26 protein-coding genes are annotated in these 25578 nt (G+C 59.5%); 19 read left to right on the top strand and 7 right to left on the bottom strand.

Annotation, left to right across the window (positions count from 1 at the left end; translation table 11 throughout):
* Positions 1–54: 54 nt before the first annotated feature.
* Positions 55–675, top strand: a complete 621-nt coding sequence (locus AB4O35_RS22820; protein WP_065881756.1) for a hypothetical protein — start codon at positions 55–57, stop codon at positions 673–675.
* Here the strand turns inward: AB4O35_RS22820 and AB4O35_RS22815 are convergent.
* Both AB4O35_RS22815 and AB4O35_RS22810 read right to left on the bottom strand, forming a co-directional pair.
* Complete coding sequence (locus tag AB4O35_RS22815) at positions 627–959, bottom strand: hypothetical protein (RefSeq protein ID WP_065876042.1); 333 nt, start codon at positions 957–959, stop codon at positions 627–629. The two genes, AB4O35_RS22820 and AB4O35_RS22815, sit on opposite strands and share 49 nt — an antisense overlap.
* A complete protein-coding gene (locus AB4O35_RS22810; protein WP_256533248.1) occupies positions 956–1195 on the bottom strand; it encodes a phosphomannomutase in 240 nt (79 codons plus the stop codon). Before AB4O35_RS22810 ends, AB4O35_RS22815 begins: the two co-directional genes overlap by 4 nt.
* A 299-nt stretch (positions 1196–1494) precedes the next feature.
* Between AB4O35_RS22810 and AB4O35_RS22805 the strand changes: the two genes are divergently transcribed.
* The 18 genes from AB4O35_RS22805 to AB4O35_RS22720 all read left to right on the top strand — a co-directional run bounded on the left by AB4O35_RS22805 (position 1495) and on the right by AB4O35_RS22720 (position 20714).
* Positions 1495–1935: a low molecular weight protein-tyrosine-phosphatase gene (locus AB4O35_RS22805; RefSeq protein WP_065876044.1), complete on the top strand. Its 441-nt coding sequence runs from the start codon at positions 1495–1497 to the stop codon at positions 1933–1935.
* A 41-nt stretch (positions 1936–1976) separates the two neighbouring features.
* Positions 1977–4196: a polysaccharide biosynthesis tyrosine autokinase gene (locus AB4O35_RS22800; RefSeq protein WP_065876045.1), complete on the top strand. Its 2220-nt coding sequence runs from the start codon at positions 1977–1979 to the stop codon at positions 4194–4196.
* Between the two features lie 6 nt (positions 4197–4202).
* Positions 4203–5516, top strand: coding sequence for a lipopolysaccharide biosynthesis protein (locus AB4O35_RS22795; protein WP_065876046.1), 1314 nt, complete (start codon positions 4203–4205; stop codon positions 5514–5516).
* Positions 5513–6700, top strand: a complete 1188-nt coding sequence (locus AB4O35_RS22790) for an O-antigen ligase family protein (protein ID WP_065876047.1) — start codon at positions 5513–5515, stop codon at positions 6698–6700. The genes AB4O35_RS22795 and AB4O35_RS22790 overlap by 4 nt, the downstream gene beginning before the upstream one ends.
* Positions 6697–7860, top strand: coding sequence for a polysaccharide pyruvyl transferase family protein (locus AB4O35_RS22785; protein ID WP_065876048.1), 1164 nt, complete (start codon positions 6697–6699; stop codon positions 7858–7860). The genes AB4O35_RS22790 and AB4O35_RS22785 overlap by 4 nt, the downstream gene beginning before the upstream one ends.
* Positions 7857–8408, top strand: a complete 552-nt coding sequence (locus AB4O35_RS22780; RefSeq protein ID WP_065876049.1) for an LbetaH domain-containing protein — start codon at positions 7857–7859, stop codon at positions 8406–8408. Before AB4O35_RS22785 ends, AB4O35_RS22780 begins: the two co-directional genes overlap by 4 nt.
* Entirely contained in the window at positions 8405–9382 is a 978-nt protein-coding gene (locus AB4O35_RS22775; protein ID WP_065876050.1) for a nitroreductase family protein, read from the top strand. The genes AB4O35_RS22780 and AB4O35_RS22775 overlap by 4 nt, the downstream gene beginning before the upstream one ends.
* A gap of 1 nt (position 9383) precedes the next feature.
* Positions 9384–10319 (top strand): glycosyltransferase family 2 protein, encoded by a 936-nt coding sequence (locus AB4O35_RS22770; RefSeq protein WP_065881748.1) that lies wholly within the window; start codon positions 9384–9386, stop codon positions 10317–10319.
* A gap of 69 nt (positions 10320–10388) precedes the next feature.
* Positions 10389–11510 (top strand): GDP-mannose 4,6-dehydratase, encoded by a 1122-nt coding sequence (gene gmd, locus AB4O35_RS22765; RefSeq protein WP_065891220.1) that lies wholly within the window; start codon positions 10389–10391, stop codon positions 11508–11510.
* Positions 11511–11512: 2 nt separating this feature from the next.
* The gene (gene fcl / locus AB4O35_RS22760; RefSeq protein ID WP_460149299.1) at positions 11513–12490 is read left to right on the top strand and encodes a GDP-L-fucose synthase; all 978 of its coding nucleotides are present in this window, start codon (positions 11513–11515) and stop codon (positions 12488–12490) included.
* The gene (locus tag AB4O35_RS22755) at positions 12490–13698 is read left to right on the top strand and encodes a glycosyltransferase WbuB (protein WP_065881743.1); all 1209 of its coding nucleotides are present in this window, start codon (positions 12490–12492) and stop codon (positions 13696–13698) included. Before fcl ends, AB4O35_RS22755 begins: the two co-directional genes overlap by 1 nt.
* Positions 13699–13702: 4 nt before the next feature.
* Positions 13703–14161, top strand: a complete 459-nt coding sequence (locus tag AB4O35_RS22750) for a GDP-mannose mannosyl hydrolase (protein WP_065946390.1) — start codon at positions 13703–13705, stop codon at positions 14159–14161.
* A gap of 23 nt (positions 14162–14184) precedes the next feature.
* Positions 14185–15594: a mannose-1-phosphate guanylyltransferase/mannose-6-phosphate isomerase gene (locus AB4O35_RS22745; protein WP_065946389.1), complete on the top strand. Its 1410-nt coding sequence runs from the start codon at positions 14185–14187 to the stop codon at positions 15592–15594.
* A gap of 180 nt (positions 15595–15774) precedes the next feature.
* A complete protein-coding gene (locus tag AB4O35_RS22740; protein ID WP_065881740.1) occupies positions 15775–16014 on the top strand; it encodes a hypothetical protein in 240 nt (79 codons plus the stop codon).
* Between the two features lie 85 nt (positions 16015–16099).
* A complete protein-coding gene (locus AB4O35_RS22735; protein ID WP_065876058.1) occupies positions 16100–17212 on the top strand; it encodes a polysaccharide biosynthesis/export family protein in 1113 nt (370 codons plus the stop codon).
* Between the two features lie 12 nt (positions 17213–17224).
* Positions 17225–17878, top strand: coding sequence for a YjbF family lipoprotein (locus AB4O35_RS22730; protein WP_371905541.1), 654 nt, complete (start codon positions 17225–17227; stop codon positions 17876–17878).
* Positions 17875–18642 (top strand): capsule biosynthesis GfcC family protein, encoded by a 768-nt coding sequence (locus AB4O35_RS22725; protein WP_065876060.1) that lies wholly within the window; start codon positions 17875–17877, stop codon positions 18640–18642. The genes AB4O35_RS22730 and AB4O35_RS22725 overlap by 4 nt, the downstream gene beginning before the upstream one ends.
* The gene (locus AB4O35_RS22720) at positions 18639–20714 is read left to right on the top strand and encodes a YjbH domain-containing protein (RefSeq protein WP_065946388.1); all 2076 of its coding nucleotides are present in this window, start codon (positions 18639–18641) and stop codon (positions 20712–20714) included. The genes AB4O35_RS22725 and AB4O35_RS22720 overlap by 4 nt, the downstream gene beginning before the upstream one ends.
* 136 nt (positions 20715–20850) lie before the next feature.
* On the opposite strand, the gene AB4O35_RS22715 is transcribed toward AB4O35_RS22720, so the two are convergent.
* From AB4O35_RS22715 to AB4O35_RS22695, 5 genes are all read right to left on the bottom strand, one after another.
* Positions 20851–22242 carry an undecaprenyl-phosphate glucose phosphotransferase gene (locus AB4O35_RS22715; RefSeq protein ID WP_065876062.1) on the bottom strand — a complete coding sequence of 464 codons (1392 nt, stop codon included), beginning with the start codon at positions 22240–22242 and terminating at the stop codon, positions 20851–20853.
* A 230-nt stretch (positions 22243–22472) separates the two neighbouring features.
* Positions 22473–23129: a winged helix-turn-helix domain-containing protein gene (locus tag AB4O35_RS22710; RefSeq protein WP_065876063.1), complete on the bottom strand. Its 657-nt coding sequence runs from the start codon at positions 23127–23129 to the stop codon at positions 22473–22475.
* A gap of 31 nt (positions 23130–23160) precedes the next feature.
* Entirely contained in the window at positions 23161–23856 is a 696-nt protein-coding gene (locus AB4O35_RS22705; RefSeq protein WP_065876064.1) for a YuxH family protein, read from the bottom strand.
* Positions 23849–24577, bottom strand: a complete 729-nt coding sequence (locus AB4O35_RS22700) for a winged helix-turn-helix domain-containing protein (protein ID WP_065876065.1) — start codon at positions 24575–24577, stop codon at positions 23849–23851. Before AB4O35_RS22700 ends, AB4O35_RS22705 begins: the two co-directional genes overlap by 8 nt.
* A gap of 432 nt (positions 24578–25009) precedes the next feature.
* Positions 25010–25552 (bottom strand): acyl-CoA thioesterase, encoded by a 543-nt coding sequence (locus tag AB4O35_RS22695; RefSeq protein ID WP_065946387.1) that lies wholly within the window; start codon positions 25550–25552, stop codon positions 25010–25012.
* Positions 25553–25578 lie beyond the last annotated feature (26 nt).

Genomic DNA, 25578 nt, shown 5'->3' with positions numbered 1-25578 from the left:
CTTGGGCTGAGGTCTGATGGGCGCCGAATCAGGCACGTCAACGGTAGGAGATTTATGCGGGCAGAACTTGCGCAATATGGCGGCATCACCGTCATGGTTCCGGCCGCGATAATCATTGCTGTGTGGCTCTGGTATTCCAATCCTCGGGCACTTCGGACCTGGGTGCTGACCGTCGGCGCCACTTACTCACTGGTTGCACTCAGCAAGTTGCTGTTCAAGGGGTGGGGCTTATCGTTTCAACACTTGGACATTGCCGTATTAAGCGGTCATGCGATGAACACGTGCTTGATGGTCACAGTTGGGGCGAGTCTGGTGGCGCGTCAGTTCAACCCGGCTTTACGTTGGCCGGCGGCGCTGGCGGGGTTATTGGCCAGTCTGTGGTTCAGTGCCTATTGCGTCGCGCCTTATATCCATCCGTTGAATGAAGCCTTGGCTGGCGCGGTGCTGGGTGTGGGCGCGGCTCTCGTGTTTCTTTGGCGGATTGAAGCCACCCCTGTCGAGGTATCCCCCTCGTTTATCGGCGGTGGGTTGGTGGTCTTGTTGGCCTGTGCGCTGTTGCCCAAGTACAACGCAGAGTTGCTGCTCAATCGTGTCGCAATCACGCTGTCGGGGGCCGAGCACGCCCATCAAGAACCTTCCTGGCGGTCGGATGCGGCGCACAGGAAGGCCGAGTAAGTCACCAGGTCCAAGGCCCGGTTGCTTTCCACCATAAGCTCCAGCAACACAGTCTGCGCGTTGAAGCGCCGCACATCGCCGCGCCGCCGCGCCTCTTTCATCTGCTTGAACAGCGTATGGGTGACTTCCTGCGGGGAACTGCCGTGCAGTTGTTCAAGCCAGCGCCCGATGGCCTGGGTATTGCGCCGATACTGCGCGCCCATCGCCGGCTCGGCAAAGCCTTCGAACATCCCCGTGAGTTTCCTCAGCGCATAGCTGCGGATCACATCATCCAGCAGGCTCATGGCCGCTCCTCGGTGCCGGAGATGTTCGCCAGCAACTCGGCGGTCTTGACCTGCATGAACTGGCTGTCGCCGCGGCTTTCCACGCACAGGCACACCGACAATGCGTCACTGACCTGCAACTTGAAGCGCCAATCGGCAAAGACCATGGACAGTCCGGAACAGGACTCATCGCTGTCCAGCGAGTTGTCGCCATATAGCAGCTGCATGCGCTCGACGACGCGCGTTGAGTTATTCACGTCAACATGAATATTTCCCGAAGAAGGAAATAGGCCAATACGCTCTACCAATAACTTTGAAGTGTTCATGGCCGTCCCTTCGTTGTTGCAGTCAGGCGGCACTTTATTATGTAGAGGGGGAAAAGTACTGGAATGTTATTTTTCGTCGGTTAATACAACTGTTGTTATTTTTTGTCTTGCGCGATAGATGGTCGCCCTTTATCAGCTGTGGTCATAATTACTCGGAAGTTAGTTGTTGGTTAGTTAATAAGGTCGTCTCTTTTGCCGAAGAATAAGCATGCGGTGCGTGGGAGGTTGCCTTGTTCAAAAAGATATTAATCGTGTGCATCGGCAACATTTGCCGCAGCCCCACGGCGGAACACTTGCTGGGCGTCGCGCTTGCACCTTCCGGCATCCGGGTGAGCTCGGCCGGCCTGGCGGCACTGCGTGATCACCCACTGGAGCCGCTGGCGGGGCAAGTGTTGCAAGAGCATGGGCATGTGCCCCTGGTGCACAAGGCGCGGCAACTCAGCGTTGAAGCGGTGAGCGAAGCCGACCTGATCCTTGTGATGGAGCAACGGCACATTGACGGTGTGCTCAACCTGGCCCCTGAAGCACGGGGCAAGGTGTTCCTGCTGGGCAAATGGCAGCACGACCGCGAGATCACCGACCCCTATCGCCAGGGCAAGCCTGCCTTTGTGCAGGCCTATGCATTGATCGAACAGGCCGCGCAGGCCTGGGCCCAGCGCTTGGCGCGCTGATGCTCCCTCTTTAAATGATTGCAAGGACGAAGACGCGATTTATGTATTCACCCCAGAACGCCTCCCCGGACACCCCCCACCGTGACGAGATCGATGTGCTCGGCATGCTTGGCACCCTGATCGATCATAAGTGGCTGATCGCGGGGATTACTGGCACGTGCATGCTGATCGGCGCGGCCTACGCCATCCTGGCGGCGCCGGTGTACCAGGCGAATGCGTTGATCCAGGTGGAACCGAAAAAAAACGACATGCTCGGTTTCTCCGATGTCAGCAGCCTGCTGGGGAAAGAGTCGCCGGCGGTGACCGAGATCGAGCTGATCAAGTCGCGCACCATCATCGGTAAGACCGTGGACACCCTGGCGCTGGATATCACCATCACCGCGCAGCATTTTCCGTTGATTGGCGGCTTCCTGGCACGACGTTACGCACCGGAGCACAAAGGCGATATTGCTCCGCCGCTGTTTGGGTTCAGCCGCTACTCGGCCGGTGGCGAGCAACTGTTGCTGACCACGTTGAACCTGCCTGCCGGGCTGCTGGGCACCCAGTTGATACTGGTCGCCGGCGCTGACCAGGCCTACACGCTGTTTGATGAGGACGGCAACCAGATCGCCGCAGGCCGCGTCGGTGTGCCATTTGCCGCCGACGGTGTCGAGGTCCTGATCAAGGAGCTACGCGCCAACCCCGGCACGCACTTCAAAATTGTGCGCAAGCCACGGCTGGATACCGTGGCCGACTACCAGGACCTGCTCACAGTGATTGAGCGCGGCAAGGAATCTGGGATCATCAGCCTGTCCCTGGAGAGCACGCGTCCGGCGTTGGCGATTCGCACGTTGAATGAAATCTCTAATCTCTATGTGAAGCAAAACGTCGACCGCACCTCGGCCGAAGCGGCGCAAAGCCTGTCGTTCCTCAACGACCAACTGCCCCAGGTGCGTCGCGACTTGGAAAAGGCCGAAAACGCCTTGAACCGCTTTCAGACTCGCAGCAAATCCATCGATATCAGTCTCGAAGCCAAGGCCGTGCTGGACCAAGTGGTGGCCCTGGACACCGGCATCTCCGAGCTCAAGCTGCAACAGGCCGAGATGGACCGCAAGTTCACTCCGCAACACCCGGCCTATCGCGCGTTGATCGCCAAGCTCGCTGAACTCAACGCCAAGCAAGCGCAGATGACCAAGCGCGTCGAAGGCTTGCCCAGCACCCAGCAGGAACTGCTCAGCCTGACCCGGGATGTGCAGGTGGGTACAGAGATCTACACCCAGTTGCTCAACCGCTCCCAAGAGCTGGACGTGATGCGTGCCGGGACTGTGGGCAACGTGCGTTTGATCGACAGCGCCGACGCCAACCTTGCCAAGCCCGTAGAACCGCGAAAAGTCATCGTGGTGCTGCTCGCCATGGTGTTGGGCGGCATGTTGTCGGTCGGCCTCGTACTGGTGCGCAGCCTGCTCAACCGAGGCCTGGAAAACCCGGATGACATCGAGAAACTCGGGCTACCTGTGTACGCCTCGATTCCTTTCAGCCTGTTGCAGAAGGCCGAGGAAACCAACGCAGCCAAAGGCCGCTCGGCCGCACCGTCGTTGCTGGCGCTCAATCACCCTCACGACTTGGTGATGGAGGCCATGCGCAGCCTTCGCACCAGCCTGCACTTCGCCATGATCGAGGCCAAGAACAACCGATTGATGATCACCGGTCCCAGCCCCGAAGTGGGCAAGACATTTGTCTCGGCCAACCTGGCGGCGATTGTCGCGCAGTCGGGCCAGCGCGTGCTGCTGATCGACGCCGATATGCGCAAGGGCTACTTGCATAAGATGCTTGGCAAGGCAGTGGAAGAGGGTTTGTCCGACCTGCTGGCCAAACGGTGCGATTTGCAGCAGGCGATTCATCCGACGGCTGTGGAGCGTTTTGACTTTATCGGACGTGGGCAGATTCCGCCGAACCCGTCCGAGCTACTGATGCACCCCAATTTTGCCGCTCTGCTGGCTGAGGTCAGCGAACACTATGAGTTGGTGATCATCGATACGCCGCCGCTGCTGGCCGTAACCGACGCCGCGATTGTCGGACGCCAGGCGGGCACCAGCCTGTTGGTGACGCGATTTGGAGTGAACTCGGCGAAGGAAATCGAGCTGACCCTGCGGCGCTTCCACCAGAACGGCATTGAGCTCAAAGGGGCGATCTTCAATGGCGTGGAAAAACGTCGTTCCGCCAGCTACGGCTACGGCGACTACGGCTATTACAGCTATGCCTATCAGTCCGACAAGGCCTGATGAGCTATGAACAAAGTGCTTGAAATGCCCCGTTCGTTGTCGCGTCGTTTTCGCCTCAACGTGCTGAGTTATGGCTACACCCAATTGGTGACGTTGGCGGCGCAACTGGTGCTGGTACCGTTTTTCCTGCATGCCTGGGGCACGGGGCGCTATGCCGACTGGCTGGTGCTCACCGGTATCCCGTCGATGCTCAGCCTGCTCGACTTGGGGGTGGCCCAGGCCTCGGCCACCAGCGCCACCTTGCGCGCCAGCCAAGGCGATGTGCCCGGTGCGCGGCGCAGTGTGCAGACCGCATTGGCGTTTACCCTGGTGGTGGTCGCGTGGGTGCTGGTGTTCGCCCTGACCGTGGGGCAGTGGGTCGACTGGGTGGGGCTGCTCAAGCTTAAGACCCTGGTCCCCGAACAGGCCAGTCTGGTGGTGCTGTTCATGTCCGGCTACCTGTGCACGCGTCTGCTGGGTGGGCCGATTGACGCCTGGTTCCGGACTATCGACAAGACTGTCGGCGGGGTCTTTATCATGGCCAACCGCAGGACCTTGGATATTGTGCTGTCCATCGTTGTGCTGCTGCTCGGCGGCTCGGAGCTGCAACTGGCGCAGGGCATGTTTTTCAGCCAAGTGCTGTTCCTAGTGTTGGTGACCCTGTTTGTCCGGCGTATTTCACCTTGGCCGCTATTGGGCCTGGCGTCGGCATCCTGGGCCGAGTTTCGGGGAATCTGGAAACCGGCGCTGGGCAGCGCGGCGATCCCGCTGGCCCAGGCGATCACTCTGCAAGGCGGTCTGCAAGTGCTCAACCAGATCGCCGGCCCGGCCGTGGTGGTGGGTTACACCATGGCACGCACCCTGATGCGCCTGATCATTCAGCTGGGCATCACCTGCAGCAATGCCCTTACACCGGAAATCTCGCGGCTGGCCGGGCGCGGTCAGTTCGAGCAGGCGCGGCGTTTCACCCAGCGCGCCAGTTCATTGGTGCTGGGCCTGTGCTTGCTGGTGTATGCCGCTGGTATCTGGGCCGGGCCGCAGATCATCCTGTTGTGGAGCCATGGACTGGTGCAGGTCGACCGCGTGTCCCTGGCGCTGATCGGCTCCCACACGATCTTGAATGTGGCGTGGTTCATCCTCGCGGCCATGCTCATTTCGACCAATCGTCACACCCGCACTTCGCTGATCTATGCGGTGAGCAGCGCGGTGGCCTTGCTGCTGTGGCTGGCGTGCAAGGAGCGCATTGAGCCGCTGCTGGGCGCCTCTTTGCTGCTCTCTCTGCCGGAACTGGTGGTGCTGGTTTACCTGCGGGTGCTGCGTGCTGGGGAGGTAGGGCCATGATGCTATCCCAGGCGCGACTGACCCTTTACCTACCGCTGACGTTTTTCGCTTTGCCGCTGGCGCTCAGTAACAACCTGTCGCAGCCCTTGGCGCTGCTGCTGTTACTGCCGTTCGTGGTGTATGCGGCGCGTGGTTTTACCCGTGCGTTGCCGTTACTGGCCCTGGTGATTGGCTCCAGCGTGTTGCAGGTATTGGTCAGCAGCGGCGCGAAAATTTCCCTGTACCAGTTCCTGCGTTCGGGCATTCCGTTTTTCTATTTTGTACTGCTGTTGGCCGGCTACAGCTATGTGTTGGCCAATGTGGAAAAAATTGCCCGAGCTCATCGTTTCAACTACCGCCAGATCATCGAGCGGGTCATCTATATCTTTGCCCTCGGCCAATTGCTGCAGGTCAGCCTGTACGGGGTTGGCATTGACCTGACCAACGCCGCCTCCAAGTCCAGCGACGAGGTGGGCCGCATCATGCTGTTCCCCACCAGCTCGGCGGTGCTGCTGTTTTTCTATGCCTGCTGCCAGCGCAAGATCGGCCTGATGCTGATCCTTGCCGTCACGCTGCTGGCCGCTGGATCCAAGACAATCCTCGCGGCGATGGCGGTGATGATCCTGCTGTCGGCCATTACCCAACGCAAGCTCAAATCCCTCGCGGTGCTGGTGGTCGCCATCGGCGCCCTGGGCACCTTGACGTTCTATGCCAGCCCCCTGGCGGTGTCGCGCTTTGCCACTTACCTGTTTGAAGAGAAAGGTGAGGACGTGACCCGCGCGTTCGAGATCGCCCATGCCAAGGAGTCGTTCCTGGAAAACCCGGCCACGGTGTTTCTCGGCAATGGCCTGGCCAAGCAGCTGACGCCTGGGGTGCCCACCAACGATGAACGCTGGTTCGAGAACTCCAAGTTCGACATCGAGAACGGTTATTGGGGGGTGATCGCCAAGCTCGGGGTGATCGGTGTGGCGTTGTTCTGCCTGCTGTTCAGCACACTGCCGCGCAACCCTGTGTCGCTGGCGGTGGTGGCGATCCTGCTGATTTTTTCGTTCAAGACCAGCTACCAGTTCTTCACCACCTTTGATGGCAGCTATTTGCTGGTGTGGTCGATGTTTATCGGCTTGCTCAACCAAGCCGCGCCTGCGCGCCAGGCCTTTGTCCCGCCACACCCTTCACATTCCTTATTAAGACAGGCTGGATCATGAGCGCATCTGCACGCCCCGTCAGGGCCGGGATACTGACGTACCATTTCAGCGAGAACTTCGGTGCCGTGCTGCAAGCCTATGCCTTGCAGCGCTGGCTGCAGCAACAGGGCTTGCAGGTGAGCCTGATCAACTACCATCCGGCCTACGTCGAGGATGGCAGCGAGATCCGGCAGCTGTTCAACCCGCGCCAGCTCAAAGCCAATCTCAAGGCGGTTTACCTTAAGGCCCTGGCCTTGAAAACCCAGGTGCTGGGGCCGAATGCCCAGTCCCGCCAATTCCAGGCGTTCAAAGCACGTTTCCTGAATATCCAAGAGCCGCGCTACGCCCATGCCGACCAGCTCAACCAGGCCGTCGCCGGTCAGCAGTTGCTGGTGGCGGGCAGTGACCAGATCTGGAACCCCTCGGGCCAGACTGGTCTGGATCCGGCGTACTTCCTGGCGTTCGATTGCGACAAGACGATTCGGCGCATCTCCTACGCCGCCAGTTTCGGCAAGGAGTACTTGGAGCCCGAGTACCACGCCCGGGCCGAAGGCCTGCTCAAACAACTGTCAGCGATCAGCGTGCGCGAAGAGAGCGGGGTGGGCATTGTGCAACAGGTCAGCGGGCTCACCGCCCAATGCGTACCCGACCCGACATTGCTGCACCGTGATTATTCAGCGCTGCTCGCCACGGCCACTCAGACCCGCACTGGCCACGTGTTCTGCTACGCCCTGCGCACGGGCGTGGGCGTGCGCGAAGTGGCCCATGCGCTGTCCCAGCATGTAGCCGGGCCGATCGTTTCGCCGTACAACGCGCACCGCCGTTGGCGGCAGATCGGCGAGACCGTGCAGGTCGGCCCCCAGGATTGGCTCAAGTTGCTCAAGGAGTCGGCCTACGTGGTGACCAATTCCTTTCATGCGACGGTGTTCTCGATCATTTTTGAGAAGCCCTTTATTGCTGTGGGGTTGCCGGGTAACAAAGCCTCGCTGAATGCCCGGGTGCGTAACTTGCTGGAGAAGCTGGAACTGTCGCAACGCTTTCTACCGGCGGACAACGTCGACCAGGTTCAGGCCCTGATCACGGTGCCGATTGATTGGGTGGCGGTGCGTGCACGGCGCCAGGCCTTGCAGCAAGTGGGCGAGCGCTACCTGTTGGAACAACTGGCGGCGCTGCACTCATGAGCGATTTTGCCCAACTCAAGTATGTCGACACCTTGCCCCGTAGCAACAAGGCCCGGCGCCTGTTGTGGGGCGTCGTCTACCAACTGCTGTTCCGCCCCACACCGCGCTGGATGCTGCACGGCTGGCGCAGTTGGTTGCTGCGTCGCTTTGGCGCCAAGGTCGGCGTGGGTTGCCGGATTGCGCCTACGTGCAGCATCTGGGCCCCGTGGAATCTGGAGATCGGCGATTACACCGCCATTGCTGACGGCGTGGATGTGTACGCCATGGCCAGGATCACCCTGGGTTCGAAGGTCGCCATCAGCCAGCGCAGCTTCCTGTGCACAGGCACCCACGATACCCGCAGCCTGCTGCGGCCCTTGGTGACGCGCGAAATCCTGATCAAGGACCACGTGTGGGTGGCTGCCGAATCCTTTATCCATCCCGGCTGCGTGCTGGAGGAGGGCTGCGTGGTGGGCGCGCGATCAGTAGTCATCGCCAACCTGCCGGCCTGGATGATTTGCGTTGGTGCGCCGTGCCGACCCCTCAAACCGAGAGACATCACACTATGAAACAGTTGAAACGCATGATGGATAAGGCGTGGAAGTTGATGTTTTTCGTCAGCGAATTCTTTCGCGACATGCTCATGTTTATTCGCCACAACGGTTACTCGCCGCTGGAGAGCCGCAACAAGAAGCTGTTCTACAAGATCCTGATCGAAACCCACACCGTGGAAAAAGGCTTGTCCCTCAAGGAGCCCAAACCGCTATTCGGTAAGGACAAGATCAACGGCATCATCCATATGCTCAACGAATACGATCGCACCTATTCGGCGTTGCCATTTGAGATGGCCCTTGGCGCTTTCCAGGGCTACCTCGACTTGCACCGCACTCTAGGCGTGAGCGACGAATTCGTGTTTTACCTGGATGCCTATGTAGAGCACCTCAAACGCGACGGTACCCCTGGCACGGGCGGCATCAAGCGTGCCGCGCCGTGGCCGGGCAGTGATGGGCTTGATGCCAAGGCATTCCTGCAATCACGCTCCAGTTGCCGCATGTTCCAGGCCGGCAAGATCGACAGCCACCTGCTGACTTCGCTGGTGGAGCTGGCGCAGTCATCACCCTCACAGTGCAATCGCCAATCATCGCGAGTTCATGTGTACCAGGACCGTGCAGTGATCGCGCAATTGCTTGAGCTGCAAGGTGGATCGCGCGGCTTTGCCCAGTCGGTGGACAACCTGTTTGTGGTCACTTCGGAAGTCACCGCCTGGGGCGGTGCGGGCCAACGCAACCAGCTTTACGTCGACGGCGCCCTGTTTTCTATGGGGCTTTTGTTGGCGTGCCACGCCAACGGTCTGGGTGCGTGTCCGCTGAACCTGGCGATCCTCAATTCGGTGGAAAAGAAAATCCGCAGCATCGGCGCCATTCCTGCCAGCGAGCGGCTGATCATGATGATCGCCGTGGGCCTACCCCTGGAGAGCCATTTCCGCGCCGCGCGTTCACCACGCAGGCTGACCACCGAAGTCCTGCAACTGCACGGAGGTTGATATGAAGCGCGAAACCATCAGCGTGATCATCCTCACCTACAACGAAAGCCTGCACATCGCCCGGGCCATCGATTCGGTGCGGGCCTTCAGTGATGAAGTGCTGGTGGTGGATTCGTTCTCCACCGACGACACCTGCGACATCGCGCGTCGCCACGGCGCGCTGGTGGTGCAGCACCCCTTCGTCAACCAGGCCAAGCAGTTCCAGTGGGCGCTGGACCATTTGCCCATAACCGGTAATTGGACCTTGCGCCTGGACGCCGATGAAATCATTGAGGCTGACCTTGCCGCCGAGATCAACACGCGGCTGCCGACGTTGGCCAGTGATATCACCGGCATCAACTTCAAGCGCAAGCATATTTTCATGGGCCGCTGGGTACGCCATGGCGGGCGCTACCCTCTGAAGATGCTGCGGTTGTGGCGCACCGGCCTCGGTCGCATGGAAGACCGCTGGATGGACGAGCACATTTCGGTGGCTGAGGGCCGCACGATCACCCTGGAGGGTGGGTTTGCCGACCATAACCTGCATGACTTGACGTTCTTCACCCACAAGCACAACGGCTACGCCACCCGTGAAGCGATTGAAGTGCTTAACGCACGGCTCGGGTTGTTCGCGATCCGCGATGAGCTGCATACGGGGCAGAGTTCGTTCCAGGCCAAGGCCAAGCGCCTGGTCAAGAACCGTGTGTATAACCGCGTGCCGTTCACCCTGAGTTCGACGGCGTATTTCTTGTGGCGCTACATCATCCAACTGGGGTTTCTCGATGGCCGCAGCGGCTTGGTCTATCACTTGCTGCAGGGCTATTGGTACCGCTTCCTGGTGGGCGCCAAGGTGCTCGAACTGGAAACCGCGATTGCTCATTTAAACGATAAGGACGCCATTGTCCGGGAACTTTCAAAGTTGACCGGACATAACTTGAACCTGCCCACACCGAAGTAACTGACCGTTTTTAACAAACACCCAAGTTTGGGTGTCGGCCTTCGCTCGCCTATCAATTGGGAGACAGACATGAATAAAGTCGCGCTTATCACCGGAATTACCGGTCAGGATGGCTCGTATCTGGCGGAACTGCTGCTGGAAAAAGGCTATACCGTGCACGGCCTCAAGCGACGTTCTTCGTCGTTCAATACGCAGCGTATCGATCACATTTACCAGGACCCGCAGGCCCTGCATAAAAACCTGATCCTGCACTATGGCGACCTGGCGGATTCGTCGAACCTGACGCGCATCATCCAGCAGATCCAGCCCGATGAGATCTATAACCTCGGTGCGCAATCCCACGTGGCGGTGAGCTTCGATTCGCCGGAATACACCGCCGATGTGGACGCCCTGGGCACCTTGCGCATTCTCGAAGCAATACGCCTGCTTGGCCTGGAAAAGAAGACCCGTTTCTACCAGGCCTCGACCTCCGAATTATACGGGCTGGTGCAGGAGACCCCGCAGAAGGAAACCACGCCGTTCTACCCGCGTTCGCCCTATGCCGTGGCCAAGCTGTACGCCTACTGGATCACTGTGAATTTCCGCGAGGCCTATGGGCTGTATGCGTGCAACGGGATTCTGTTCAATCACGAGTCGCCGCGTCGCGGTGAGACCTTCGTGACACGCAAGATCACCCGCGCCCTGGCCAACATCGCCCTGGGCCTGGAGCCGTGCCTGTACATGGGCAACATGGATGCCCTGCGCGATTGGGGGCATGCCAAGGATTACGTGCGCATGCAGTGGATGATGCTGCAACAGGACAGCCCCGAGGACTTTGTGATCGCCACCGGCGTGCAGTATTCGGTGCGTGATTTTATCCGCTGGTCGGCGGCGGAACTGGGACTGGGCTTGCGCTTTGTCGGTGAGGGCGTGGACGAGGTGGCGGTGGTCGAGCACATCGACGGCGACCTGGCGCCGGGCATCCTGGTGGGCGATGTGATTGTGCGCGTCGACCCGCGTTACTTCCGCCCGGCAGAAGTCGAGACGCTGCTCGGTGACCCGTCCAAGGCCAAACGCTCGCTCGGTTGGGTGCCTGAGATCACGGCGCAGGAAATGTGCGCGGAGATGGTCCGCGAAGACCTGAAGATCGCCCGGCGCCACGCCCTGTTGCGCCTGCACGGGCATGACGCACCGATTGCCGTGGAGAACTGAGCATGGCACGTGATCTTGATGCGCGGATCTTTGTCGCCGGCCATCGTGGCATGGTCGGCTCGGCCATCGTGCGCCGGCTGTGGGCGCTGGGGTATACGCAGATCCTCACCGCCGGCCGCAATGAGCTGGACCTGCTCGACCCGGCGGCGGTGCAGGCGTATTTCGCCAAGCAGCGTGTGGACCAGGTGTACCTGGCGGCTGCCAAGGTGGGCGGGATTCATGCCAACGCGACTTACCCGGCGGATTTCATCTACCAGAACCTGATGATCCAGGCCAACGTGATCCATGCCGCCCACAGCCATGGCGTGCAGCACCTGTTGTTCCTCGGTTCGTCGTGCATTTACCCGGTGCATGCGCCGCAACCGATGATCGAGGCGGTGTTGTTAGATGGCGCGCTGGAACCCACCAACGAGCCTTATGCGGTGGCCAAGATTGCCGGGATCAAGCTGTGCGAGAGCTACAACCGCCAGCATGGCCGCGATTACCGCAGTGTGATGCCGACCAACCTGTACGGGCCGGGCGATAACTATCACCCGGAAAACAGCCATGTCATCGCAGCCTTGTTGCGGCGTTTCCATGAGGCGACCCAGCGCGGTGATGAGGAGGTGGTGATCTGGGGCAGTGGCCGGCCGCGACGTGAGTTTTTACATGTGGATGACATGGCGGCGGCCAGCGTGCATGTCATGGAACTCGACGCCGCGCGTTACCGCGAGCAGACCCAGCCAATGTGCCCGCACCTGAACGTCGGCACCGGAATGGATTGCACCATCGCCGAACTGGCCCAGGCCCTGGTACGCGTGACCGGCTTCCAGGGGCGTTTGCGCTTCGACGCCAGCAAGCCCGATGGCGCGCCACGCAAGTTGCTGGATGTGAGCCGTATCAATGCCCTTGGCTGGGAGGCCTACGTGCCGCTGGAGGAGGGCTTGCGCGACGCCTACAACGCTTATCTCGCGGCCCTCGAACAGCCTCGGGGCCAGTGATGAAAATCCTTCTGTATGGCATCAATTACAGCCCGGAACTCACCGGTATCGGCAAGTACAGCGGTGAACAGGCACGCTGGTTGGCCGAGCAGGGGCATGAGGTGCGAGTGGTGACGGCGCCACCGTATTACCCACAGTGGCAGGTGGGCGAAGGGTATTCGCCGTGGCGCTTTCGCACCGAGCAGGACGCGGGCGTGACGGTGATTCGCTGCCCACTGTATGTGCCGCGCCAGCCCACCGCGTTGACCCGCCTGCTGCACCTGCTGAGCTTTTCCGCCAGCTCGTTTCTGGCGGTGCTGGGGCAACTGCGCTGGAAACCCGACCTGGTGATGCTGGTGGTGCCCACGCTGTTGTGCGCGCCCCAAGCGTTATTGCTGGCCAAGCTCAGCGGTGCACGGTCGGTGTTGCATATCCAGGATTATGAAGTGGATGCGATGTTCGGCCTGGGCATCGGCGGCGGTTCCTTGTTGCGGCGCCTGGCGTTTGGGATCGAGCGCTGGTTGCTGCGACGTTTTGATCGGGTCTCGACGATTTCCAGCGGCATGCTCGACAAGGCCCGTGGCAAAGGTGTGAACAGCAAGCGCCTGCTGTTTTTTCCCAATTGGTCGGAAACCTCGCGTTTTCGCCAAGTAGCGCACAGCCACGCTTTGGTTGAGCGCCTGGGTGTGCCGCCGGGAGCACGGGTGTTGTTGTACTCCGGCAACATCGGTGAGAAGCAGGGCTTGGAGCTGATCCTTGACGCCGCCCAGGCCCATGCCGATCGCCCGGAGCTGGTATTTCTGGTCGTCGGCCAGGGCACCGGCAAGGCGCGCTTGCTCGAACGGGTGCAGCGCGATGGCCTGCGCAATGTGCTGTTCGCGCCGTTGCAGGCCTACGAGGATTTACCGGCGCTGCTGGCCTCGGCCGATGCGCACCTGGTGATCCAGAAGCGCGGAGTGGCGGACGCGGTGTTGCCGTCCAAGCTCACCAACATCCTGGCGGTGGGTGGCAATGCAATTATCACCGCCGACCCAGACACCACACTCGGCCGCCTGTGCCAGGAACACACGGGCATTGCGGTGTTGATCGAGCCGGAATCCGTCGCGGCGCTGAACGCAGGAATCGAGCGGGTGCTGGCCTTGCCCGCGCGCAATGAGGTGGCGTTGAACTACGCCAAGGAGTTCCTCGACAAGGAACGCATTCTGCAACGCTTTCTGGCACAGGTTTGATGGTATGTGGCTTGATTTATCGACCTTCCAAACGGTCGTGGCATCGACGCCATTAGTGGCGATCGACCTGGTGGTGAGAAACCGCCGTGGCGATGTTTTTCTCGGCCTGCGCGTCAACCGGCCGGCCTATGGTTTCTGGTTCGTGCCCGGTGGGCGCATCCAGAAAAACGAAAGCCTGGACAGCGCTTTCCGGCGCATCACCCTGGATGAGTTGGGGCGCACATTCGAGCGCGCCAGTGCACGGCTGCTGGGGGTGTTCGAGCACTTTTACGATGACAGTGTCTTCGCCAACGCCGGGGCCGGGCCGGGCACCCACTACGTGGTGCTCAGCTATTGCCTGGAGCTGGACGACGACCAAACGCTGCAGCCACCTGTCGAGCAACACCAGCATTACCGCTGGTGGCCGCAGGATGAGCTGCGCTTCAGTCCGCGAGTGCATAAACACACCCGTGCCTACTTCTGAATCTCTGTCCCGAGGATGCTCTCATGTTAATACCCGTGATCATGGCAGGCGGTTCGGGGTCGCGCCTGTGGCCGCTCTCGCGGCAACTGAACCCCAAGCAGTTCCTGCGCCTGACCGACGCGCACCTGTCGATGCTGCAGCAGACCATCACGCGACTTGCTGGTGCCAACGTGGCGTTGCCGCAGCTGATCTGCAACGAACAACACCGCTTTCTGGTGGCCGAGCAATTGCGCCAGCTGGGCATGGAACAGGCGAGCATCCTGCTCGAGCCCGTGGGGCGCAACACGGCGCCCGCCATCGCCCTGGCGGCGTGCAAGGCCGTCGCCGAGGCCGAGGACCCGATCCTGCTCGTGCTGGCGGCAGACCATTTGATCGAAGACATCCCGGCGTTTCATGCCAGCCTGGAAGTGGCACTGCCGCTGGCCAGGGACGGCAAGCTGGTGACCTTCGGCATCACGCCCACCAGCGCGCACACCGGCTATGGCTATATCGAACAAGGTGCCGCAGTGGGCGAGGGCGGTTACCGGGTCAAGCGCTTCGTCGAGAAGCCGGACGCGGCCACGGCGGCGCAGTATGTGGCCGGCGGTGAGCATTACTGGAACAGCGGCATGTTCATGTTTCGCGCCAGCCGCTACCTAGAGGAGCTCGAACACTTCCAGCCGGCGATTCTCGAAGCCTGCCGCGTGGCACTGGAGGGCGGTAGCCAGGACCTGCCGTTTACCCGTGTGCATGCCGCGACCTTTGCCACATGCCCGGACGACTCCATCGACTACGCCGTCATGGAAAAAACCAGTGACGCGGTGATGGTGCCGTTGCAGGCTGGCTGGAGCGATATTGGCTCATGGTCGGCGTTGTGGGAGGCCAGTGCAAAAGACGCCTGCGGCAATGTGTTGCGCGGCGATGGGTTGCTGCTGGATAGCCACAACACCTATGTCCACGCCGACAGCCGATTGGTCGCCACGGTTGGCGTGCAAGACCTGATCATCGTCGAGACCAAGGACGCCGTGCTGGTGGCCCACAAGGACCAGGTGCAGCAGGTCAAAGGCATCGTCGACCAGCTCAAGCAGGCCGGGCGGCATGAACACCTTAACCACCGTGAGGTATATCGGCCCTGGGGCATGTATGACTCGGTGGATAACGGCCAGCGTTACCAGGTCAAGCGCATCACCGTGAAGCCGGGGGCCAAGCTGTCGGTGCAGATGCATCACCACCGTGCTGAGCACTGGATCGTGGTCAGCGGCACGGCTCGGGTTACCAATGGCGAGCAGACTTACCTGGTCTCGGAAAACCAGTCGACCTATATCCCCATTGGCCAGGTGCACGCGCTGGAAAATCCGGGGGTGATCCCGTTGGAGTTGATTGAAGTGCAGTCGGGCTCCTACCTGGGTGAAGACGACATTGTGCGTTTTGAAGATAAGTACGGACGGACCTGAAGTTTCCGACAATTAATAACGTTTTATACAACTTCAATAGCACTCAATGCAGGGGCGGCCGGGCACTTCGCCGGGAAAACGTTATTTTCAACTAATCACGTTAAATCTTACCTGTCTGGTGTGCTGTTTAGTTGGGTGGCACTATCGGCCTGACTACTCACTGACGATAAGGAGTCTGTTATGAGGAAATCACTGGCTATTATTATGCTCAGTGTCTTGAGTACGTCCGCGTTGGCTGCCGAGTTGCCGTTGGGGCTCGACACCGCCGTGGTGGGGTCTGTGACAGTAGGGGAAACCCTGCTGGTCGGCAGCGCCCTTGTTGCCGGCGTTGCCGCTGCATCCAGCAGCGGCGGCAGTTCCAACGGCGGCACCACCACGGGTACCACTGGCACGACCGGCACCACAGGTACCGGCAACTAGTTGTAAGCCTTCCGCTTTTGGACCGCTTGGATTCCCCGCCCAAGTGGTCTTTTTTCTTGTCGTTTATCGCGAGTGTCCTAGCACTATGATGCGTATTTTTTCTGTTGCGGCCGTGGCCGCTGCATTGTTGCAAGGCTGCATGTTTGCCCCAGGCCAATATATGGATACCGCGGCGTTGACCGAGGAGGGCGGGGCTGAAAACAGTCGGGTGGATTTAATTCCTATCACGCCAAAGTTGCTCGCCATGGACGCGGCAACCCAAGTGCCTTATTCCATACCAGCGGAACTATTAAGTTATAAGCCTGGCCCCTATTTGATCGGCGCCAATGACGCGCTGTATATCACCGTGTGGGATCACCCTGAACTCACCGCACCTTCCGGTCCACAGCAGCAGATCGACGCCAACGGGCGGCTGGTCAACCCCGACGGCAAACTGTTTTACCCCTATGTGGGTCCGCTGGTCGCCAAGGGGCGTTCGATTGAAGCGCTGCGCAATGAGATCACTGACAAGTTGCGCCAATACATCGACAGCCCACAGGTAGACGTCAGCGTGCTGCGTTTTGCCAGCCAGCGCGTGGTGGTGACTGGCGCTGTCGCCAAGGCGGGGCCGCTGCCGATCACCACCATCCCGATGAGTGTGATGGAGGCTGTCTCCACGTCGGGGATCGACCCGCTGAATGCCGACCTGTCGAACCTGACGCTCACCCGTGGCGGCAAGCGCTACACCCTGGACCTCGACACGCTCAACCTGGAGCAGTCGCGCTTGAACGACATTTACCTCAAGGACGGCGACCAGCTGTACCTGGCCTACAACGACCGCAAACGCATCTATGTGATGGGCGAGGTCATGCAGCCGCGTGCGCTGAGCTTCAAGACCCGCAGCATGAACCTTTCCGACGTGCTCGGCTCGGTGGGTGGGGTCAACCAGAACACCTCCAACGCCGACGCCATCTATGTGATCCGCGGCGCGCAGAATATCGCGGCAGAGCCGGCCAAGGTGTTCCAGCTGGAAGCGGCTTCTCCTTCCGCCATGGCCCTGGCCACGCGCTTTGAGGTGCAGCCTCAGGATGTCGTGTTTGTCGGCCCCGCCAATATCACGCGCTGGAACCGCTTTATCAGCCAGTTGATCCCTTCCGCCACGATCGTCGGCATCGGCGCGTCCACTCAGAACAACCTGAGCGAAGTCAGCAACCGATAGGGTGGAACCTGCGTGAACACTCTTAAAATCGCTACTTACATGGGGTTGGCGTGGCTGCTGGGTGGCTGCAATCCGCTGATGACCGCCTCCCTCGACACGTTCAGGGCGGCCGTGGCCGGGCCCGCGCCGCTGGTGTTGACCCAGGCGCAGGTGGATGCCGTGCCGTTCCCGCAGATCAAGGTCACCACAGTGTCCAGCCAAGGGGTGATGGCGCTGATTCGCCAGCGCGGCGACCTGCAATTCTGGGTGGCGTCGGGCAAGCAGGTGCTGCTGATGCGTGACGGCCTGGTGGTGCGCACGGTTGGCCTCGGTGCCGAGCTGGATGGCACGCACTGGCAGGGGCAATCACCGTTTCAGCTGGGGTTGCACCGTGTGCCGGATGGCTATCGCAGTACGCGGCAAATCGATTGGGTGGGTGGCTATCGCATGGGTATCCCACTGACCAGTCGCATGACGCGCAAGGGCATCGAAACCATCGAGATTCTCGACAAACCCTATGCCTTGTTACGGATCGACGAAGACGTTGAAGGCGCTGGTTTTAAGGCGCGCAACCGTTACTGGGTCGACCCCGCCGACGGTTTTATTGTGCAGAGCGAGCAGCACCTTTCGCCCAGCCTGACCCTGACCATCACCCAGTTGCAACCCACCCGTAAGGACGCCCGATGACCCGTCGAACCCTCACGGCGCTGGTCCTGTTGTGCAGCTGTGCCAGTGTGAGCCAGGCCGCCATGACGGTCAGCGGCCAGGTACGCAACCCAGGCCCCATTGCGCTGCAAACCGGGGCACGCTTGTTGGAGGTGATCACGGCGGCGCAACCGGATGCCGAAGGCTATTGGCTGGGCGCTGCCTGGCTGCATCAACCGTTGCTTGAAGGTCAGGCGCGGCTCAAGGCCGGCGTGTTGTTTGACCTGCAAACCCTGCACCAGGCCGCGTTGGCGGCGGGGCACGTAGGTCGTGCCGCTGTTGCCGCGCAGGTGTATCAACAGGTGCAGGCCTTACCGGTGACCGGCCGCCAGTTGGCGGTGCTGGACCCGGTGGCGGTGGAGGTCGGTTTTGCGCCGAACCTGCCGGTCAGCGAGGGCGACCGCCTGGTGTACCCGCCGAGGCCTGACAGCGTGCGTGTGCTGGGCGCGGTGGCCGCGGCGTGCACCTTGGTATTTCAGCCACAACAGCAGGCGCGCGACTACCTCGCCGCGTGCCCGCCATCCGTGGAAGCGGACGCCGATTACCTGTGGCTGATCCAGCCCGACGGGCAGGTCACGCGCCTGGGCGTTGCCCCCTGGAACCGCGAAGACGGCGCAGCCCCCGCGCCCGGCAGCACCCTGCTGGTGCCGATTCGCAGCGATGACCTGGACCCGCTCACCCCTGAACTGAATCAGCAATTGGCCGAGTTTCTCGCCACCCAACCCCTGGCCGAGGTCACGCCTTGAAATTATGTATTGCGGCCGTGCTGCTGGTGCCCTGTGGCGTCGCGCATGGCGATCCCCGTTACACCCAAAGCGATTTTGGCGGGGTGGGATTGCTGCAAACCCCCACCGCACGCATGGCGCCCGCCGGCGAGCTGAGCATCAACGCCAACCGCACCGAGCCCTATAGCCGCTACAGTTTTTCGGCGCAGCCGCTGGACTGGCTGGAAGGCACCTTTCGCTACACCGCGATCACCAACCGCCTGTATGGCGCCGAGTCGTTCAGCGGCGGCCAGAGCTACAAGGACAAGGCCGTCGACGCCAAAGTGCGCCTGTACCAGGAAAGCCATTGGCTGCCGGAAGTGGCGCTGGGGTTCATGGACCTGGGCGGCACCGGCTTGTTTTCCAGCGAGTACCTGGTGGCCAACAAGCGTTATGGCGATGTGGATTTCAGCGCCGGCATCGCCTGGGGTTACATGGGCAGTCGCGGTGATTTCGGCAACCCGTTGGGCGTGTTGGATGATCGTTATAACAGGCGGCCCACCGCCGAAGGTTCCGGCAGCTTTTCCAACGGCTATTTTCGCGGCCGGCCCGCGTTGTTTGGCGGGATCGCCTACCAAACGCCCTGGGCGCCGCTGAGCCTCAAGCTCGAGGTTGAAGGTAACGACTATAAGAACGAACCCCGGGACAACTCGTTTCGCCAGGACTCGCCGGTCAACCTGGGCCTGGTCTACAAGCTCGCCGACTCCATCGACGTGAGTGCTGCCTGGGAAAGGGGCAACACCGCGATGTTCGGGATCACCCTGCACACCAATTTTGCCAGCCGCAAGGCACCGGTAAAAACCTACGACCCGCCGGCCCCCCCATTGCCGGCCAAGGCACCGAGCACACCGCCCGACCAGGTGGACTGGGCGGCAGTCTCCCAGCGTCTGCATGACAATGCCGGCTACAACGTGCAGCGCATCACTCAACGCGGGCCGGAGCTGGTGGTGTATGGCGAACAGCAGCGCTACTTCCACAGCGCCAAGGCGGTAGGGCGTGCCAGCCGTATCCTGGACAACAGCGTGAACGACCAGATTGATTGGTTCACGTTGGTCAGCGAACGTTATGCCATGCCGATCGAGGAAACCAGCGTACCCCGCGAGACCTTCCGCGAGGTGGTCAACAACCGCGAAGACTTGCAGGACCTGCACCGTCAGGTCGAAGTCAATCGCGCCAGTGAACGCACGCAGACGCTGCTCTATACCCAACCGCCCAAGCCGTTCAGCTATGGCATCGGCCTTGGCTATAAGCAGAACGTCGGCGGGCCGGATGGCTTGCTCTACCAGGTTTCCGCCGATCTCGACGCCGAATACCGCTTTACCCGTAACACGTGGTGGAGCGGCTTGCTGAGCGTCAACCTGCTGAACAATTACGACGGTTTTACCTATGACGCGCCCACGGGTTTGCCCCGGGTACGTACCGACCTGCGCAAGTACATGACCAGCGCTGACGTCACCCTGCCGACCTTCCAGCTCAACCATGCGCAGCGCCTGGACCAGGACCTGTACGGCATGGTCTACGGCGGTTTGCTCGAGTCGATGTACGCCGGTGTCGGCAGCGAAGTGTTGTACCGGCCGATGGGCCAGGGCTGGGCCGTGGGGGCAGACCTGAACTACGTGCGCCAGCGCGGCTTCGAGCAGGATTTCAGCCTGCGCGATTACCGCACGGTGACCGGGCATATCACCGGCTACACGGACTTGCCGTTCAACCTGCAGGGCGCCTTGAGCGTCGGTCGCTACCTGGCCAGGGACTGGGGCGCGACGCTGGACCTTTCGCGGGAGTTCAACAATGGCGTGCGCATCGGTGCGTGGATCACCCGTACCAACGTGTCCAAGGAAGAGTTTGGGGAAGGCAGCTTCGACAAAGGCCTCTATCTGTCCATTCCGTTCGATGAGTTGATGAGCCTATCGACCATGCGCCGCGCCAACCTGGTGTGGGCACCGCTGACGCGTGACGGCGGCGCGCGGCTGAATCGCGCCTATTCGTTGCACTCGATGACGGATGGACGGGACAGTGAATTGTTCTACAAGAACATCGACAAGATGACGGAGTGAGGCGGGAAGGGGGGCTTGAAGGTCTAATCCCAGTCCGCCAAAGGCTAACACCGTACCTGTGGCGAGGGAGCAAGTACCTTTCGCCTTAGCGGCGGTTTAACTGACGGGTATCAGACTTGAACGTCCAGCTTTTCTGTCAGTAGATATCCTTGGACAGCAGCGTAAATGGCGTCTTCACCAGGATCTTGATATCCAGCCACAGCGACCAGGTATTGATGTAGAGCAGGTCGATATCGACGCGTTTTTGCATCTTCTCCAGTGTCTCGGTCTCACCCCGGCAACCATTGATCTGCGCCAGCCCCGTGATACCGGGCTTGATGCGATGACGCGCCATGTACGCGTGAATCTTCCCCGAGTAATAGTCGTTATGCGCAACGGCATGGGGCCGCGGGCCGACCAGGGCCATGTGCCCTTGCAGCACGTTGAACAGCTGTGGCAATTCATCGATGGAGGTACGCCGGATAAACCGGCCGACCGGGGTGATGCGCGAGTCGTTGCGGCTGGCCTGGCGTACCTCTTGGTCGTCATGCATGCGCATCGAGCGGAACTTCCATACCTTGATCACCTCGCCATTCCAGCCATGGCGGTCCTGTTTGAAAATCACCGGGCCGGGAGAGGTGAGCTTGATCAGCAGGGCGAACACCAACAATAACGGGCTCAGCACCAGGATCGCCAGCAAGGCCAGGCTCTTGTCCAGCAATGACTTGCTCAGGGCAGCGGTGGGGCGGCTGGTCAGCGGGCTTTCGTTGAGGAAGATCGCCGGCAACCCATCCACTTCGGCCACGCAATGATTGAGTAGCAGCATGTTGTTGAGGTCGGGCACCCAGATCACATCGACGCTGATTTCCAGCAAGTTGAGGTACAGCGCCTCGATGTGGGTGGCATCCTGCAACGAGTGAGTGATGTAGAGCCGGCGAATGCCGTGCTGCCGGATCAGTTGCGGTAATTGCGGCAGTTCGCCGAGTATCTGCGATTGCGCCTCCGACGCCGCATCGGCGTGGCTACCGACCAGTCCAACCAAAGGTGAACGCTTCTGGCGCGACAGCGTTTTGGCCAAGTCGACCGCCAGTTTGCCGGTGCCCACGATCAATGACTTGTGCCGCTGGTGAAGTTGGCGATGGTAATACCTGGACAGGCTGTGCAACGGGATATAACACAGTGCCAACAGTGGGTAACTGACTGCCGCCCACAACAGTAAAATTTCCAGAGGAAACAATGAACTGGCATTACAGGCAATGCCCACGGCAAACAATATACCTATGGTCAGCAACCAACCCATGAATAGTCGACCTAGGCCCACGCCATAATCGTCTTTCTTACTATACACATCACACAGGCTATACGCAGGCAGCGACGCCAGTATGGTAAAGGCGGCCAAGACACGATAGTTATATTCAAGTTGACCGGTTTTCAAGAAAACCAACATAAACAACAGTGTCACGACCAAACCCGATGCGAGCGTCCACTGGCCCCAGAACGTCAAACCCTTGGGCGTCAGGTTGCGATGCATTCTAGTGTTGTTCAGCATAGTTCTGCTCCCGGTGGTGACCACGTGCGTGGTGGCAGGGTTTAATCACGCGGTGCAATACCGCACTAAAACGACAGGCACGCGCAAGCGCGTACCCGTGGATAGTAATGAACGGCAGGGAGCATTGGCTGACGACTTATAACAAGGCCAGCGAGATCTTATTAGAGGGTGTTATAAAAAGGCAGGTATCAATAGGCAGGGTGAGTGATAAAGTGTCAGTTGTCTTATAGTTATCGGCGTGACTGAGTCAGCTCGAGCGGCTTTTTGATTTTTTGGGTGAGGCAATAACCACGGTTTCTGACTGCACGAAACAAACGTTCGCCGTCGTTGGCCCGCTTGAACTTTTCTTGCAGTCGACTCAGGCACATTTCCAATCCGCGATATAACTCGGGCTCGCGCCCGATATTACGGATCAACTCTTCCTTGCTCACGACGCGCTCTTCATGATGCAACATTTTTTTAATCAATGCGGATTCAATGGTGGTCAAGGAGATGCGCAAGCCGCCCTTGACCAGGGTTCGGTCATGCTGGGTCAGCAGCCAGAAATCCTGAGACAGTTGAGTTCGCTCAGGGGTTATTTCCGCAGGACGAGTATGGTTTTTTGGCGTGCTGTCATGATCCTTTGGCGTGGGCATTCTGGATTCTTGTCGCACGGCGGTAGAAGAATGTAAGGGTAGCGTTATGGTATGGGTAATGACATAGGTGTTCAGCCGTGGGTGTTCACTGGGGCTGGAATGTCGATGGCTAACTCCGCGTTTTTTGTCGGCGACCTGCGTGGTTGCTGGCTCACCAATATCATAATGAAACAGCTCTGCATTGGGCGTGAAGTCCCGCAGTGCGATAGCGGGAACTGTCGGTGTAAAGGCGTATTTCTTGAGAGAACTCATGGTGTTCACCGGTATCAGGAAGATGCAGTTGTTATAAGCGGTCAGCAGGAGAGTAATAACCGCCCTGAAAGTATTCGAAAGGCAGGTTTTTAGCCAGAACGGCGCTGTCGGCAAATTCAACCGTGTCAGCAATGAAACATACCCGGGTCGCACTGATCAGCTCTAGCATGCGGTCGTAGAGCCGATCGAACAGATCGGAGCGTGTGTTGAGACTCAGCCGGAGCGCGGAATCCGGGAAGGGCATTTTTATATAGTCGTAAAGCTTGAGGTCGATCAACAGATCTGCCGGCTTTGTATCGAGTCTGTAATTATTGTAGGCAAGTGTGAGGCTGCATTGGTCTTTTAGTTTATATAGCTGGCGCACCATCGCCCTGCGTTCAACCGGACCGGGCAGGGCATCCAACGGGTTATCGATACTGAGGGTGAAGGGAAGTTTGTGCTTTTCCAGTGACTGGGCAGTCTGAATAATGCACGTATGAAAGTCTTCGTTCATTAATACGGCTTGATTAATCCGCAGGAACGTGTGGCTTACCGTTGGGTTCAAGGCATTGCGCCGTGCGCTGATACGCTGAAGTGCCTCGCTGTAGGCACTTTGAGGTAATGCCTGAGTGTCCTTGGACGTCAGGCTGATTTCATTGCCCCAGAGTGTATGGTTGCGGTCAACAATGGCTTGCCTGACAAGGTTGAAGTCCACACTGTGCGCAGGGGATATTCTCTCGCTATTCACGATTCGACCTCTCTTGGGCGGTTTGCAAATGGCTGGCGCAAATAAGACCGCGGCTTAGTTTGTATCCATAACCGCGGATATTCTGAATGATATTGTCACCGTAGTGTGCCTTGATTTTACTGCGCAATCGGCTGATGGATTTTTCCAGCGCGCGGGAGTCATAGTATTTGGTATTAAGTCCCATGACGGCGGCGATCTCATTGTGACTGAGTAGTCGACGCTGGATAAGCGCTTCCAATACTTTCATTTCAACAAAAGAGATTTCCAGTTTTTTGCCGTCACCGTGAATGCACATGCGGTCCTGATCGAGCACCAGGGCGCAACGATTCAGTCGTGCCGTCTCGCTGAGTAAGTCTTCAAACAGGCTCGATTTTTTTTCAGGGGATGTTTCTATCACTTTGATGCAGTAGTCCGCACCGGCCAGATAGTATTTGGTTTTACTCAAGGTCGAGGCAAAAGTGATAACGACGAATATCGTGCAGCCAGGGTTTTTATCTCGGGTTTTTCTTATTATCTCCAGCGTTTGATTGCTGGCCGAGGGGGTGTCGATTTCTATAATGATGGCACGGTAGTTTCCGTGGCTTTCGTGGGGGTCAACTAGTTGTTCGTAGTAACGTGTATCGACTTTTAAATCATCCGTTACAGTGCGAACTATGAGCGCTCGAAAGTCCTCCGATTTAGATTGAGTCCGTGCAATAGCGAGGACATTGGAAAAATGCATCACCTACTCCCTTTTCCGGCATGCAAGGCCGTCAGTTCAATCGCTGCTAGCGTTTAGATACTAATCGAATTGAATACGGCAAAACGTGACAAATTTTAACATTCGCCACTTTGTTTTTCAGAGAGGGAAGGGGTAATGCGCGGCTATTGCGAGGGTGTTTGTACGAACGTACACATATGCTAGTGCAAATTCTTAATGCTCGATAAGTATTTTAGACCAAACGCTTTTTTGGTGGAATCGGGTAAACCCTTGCATCGCTAGTGGCAAGGGGGGACTGGATTAAGCCTGCGACGCTTCGGCGAACTCATCGATTGCGGGGCTGCGCGGTCATGCCCACACGTTAGCCAGCAACGTCGGCCAGGGCGATCTACGGCTGGCCCAGACCAGGTGCAACCGACGCCGGGGAGGGGCTGTTGTGCAGGTTGCCAACACTCAAACCTGCTCCTCCTCCCGCAACTGCACACTCATGTCATCACAACTTTGCGCCCAGTCGCTGAGCCATTGCGGCATTGGCGGTGACGCTTCATCCAGCCCCAGTTCACGTAAAAAATCCGCTGGGGGCAGGGTGCCCTTGGCCGAGCGGAACAACCCGCGCATCACCACTACGCCGACCACCCGGCCCTTACGGACAAAACGGTGTTCCATCAGGCTCCATTTGTGGTCCCAGCCGAGCATGCGGGTGTGCACCTCAAACACGTCGAACAGCTTCAACTCCCGGCGGAACTTGCCCCAGGTATCGCCCACGATGGGCAGCGCTTTGTTGCGCAGCGCCACGCGAAAGGCGCCGGTGCGCAACACAAAATCCATCCTTGCGACGTCCGCCAGGGAAAAGTAGCGGCCATTGGTGACGTGCCGGTTGATATCCAGGTCCAGCGGCCAGACGCGCATGCGCACCACGGTGGTGGCCAGGCCATGGACAGGTTTGCGCCAGGGGCGCCGGGACAGCATGAAGAGCAAGCGAAACCAGAGATTCATCAAGGCACCAGACAGTTGATCAGTGG

Source organism: Pseudomonas sp. H1_A03, from assembly GCF_054685145.1.
This window is presented reverse-complemented; position numbering and strand designations above follow the sequence as displayed.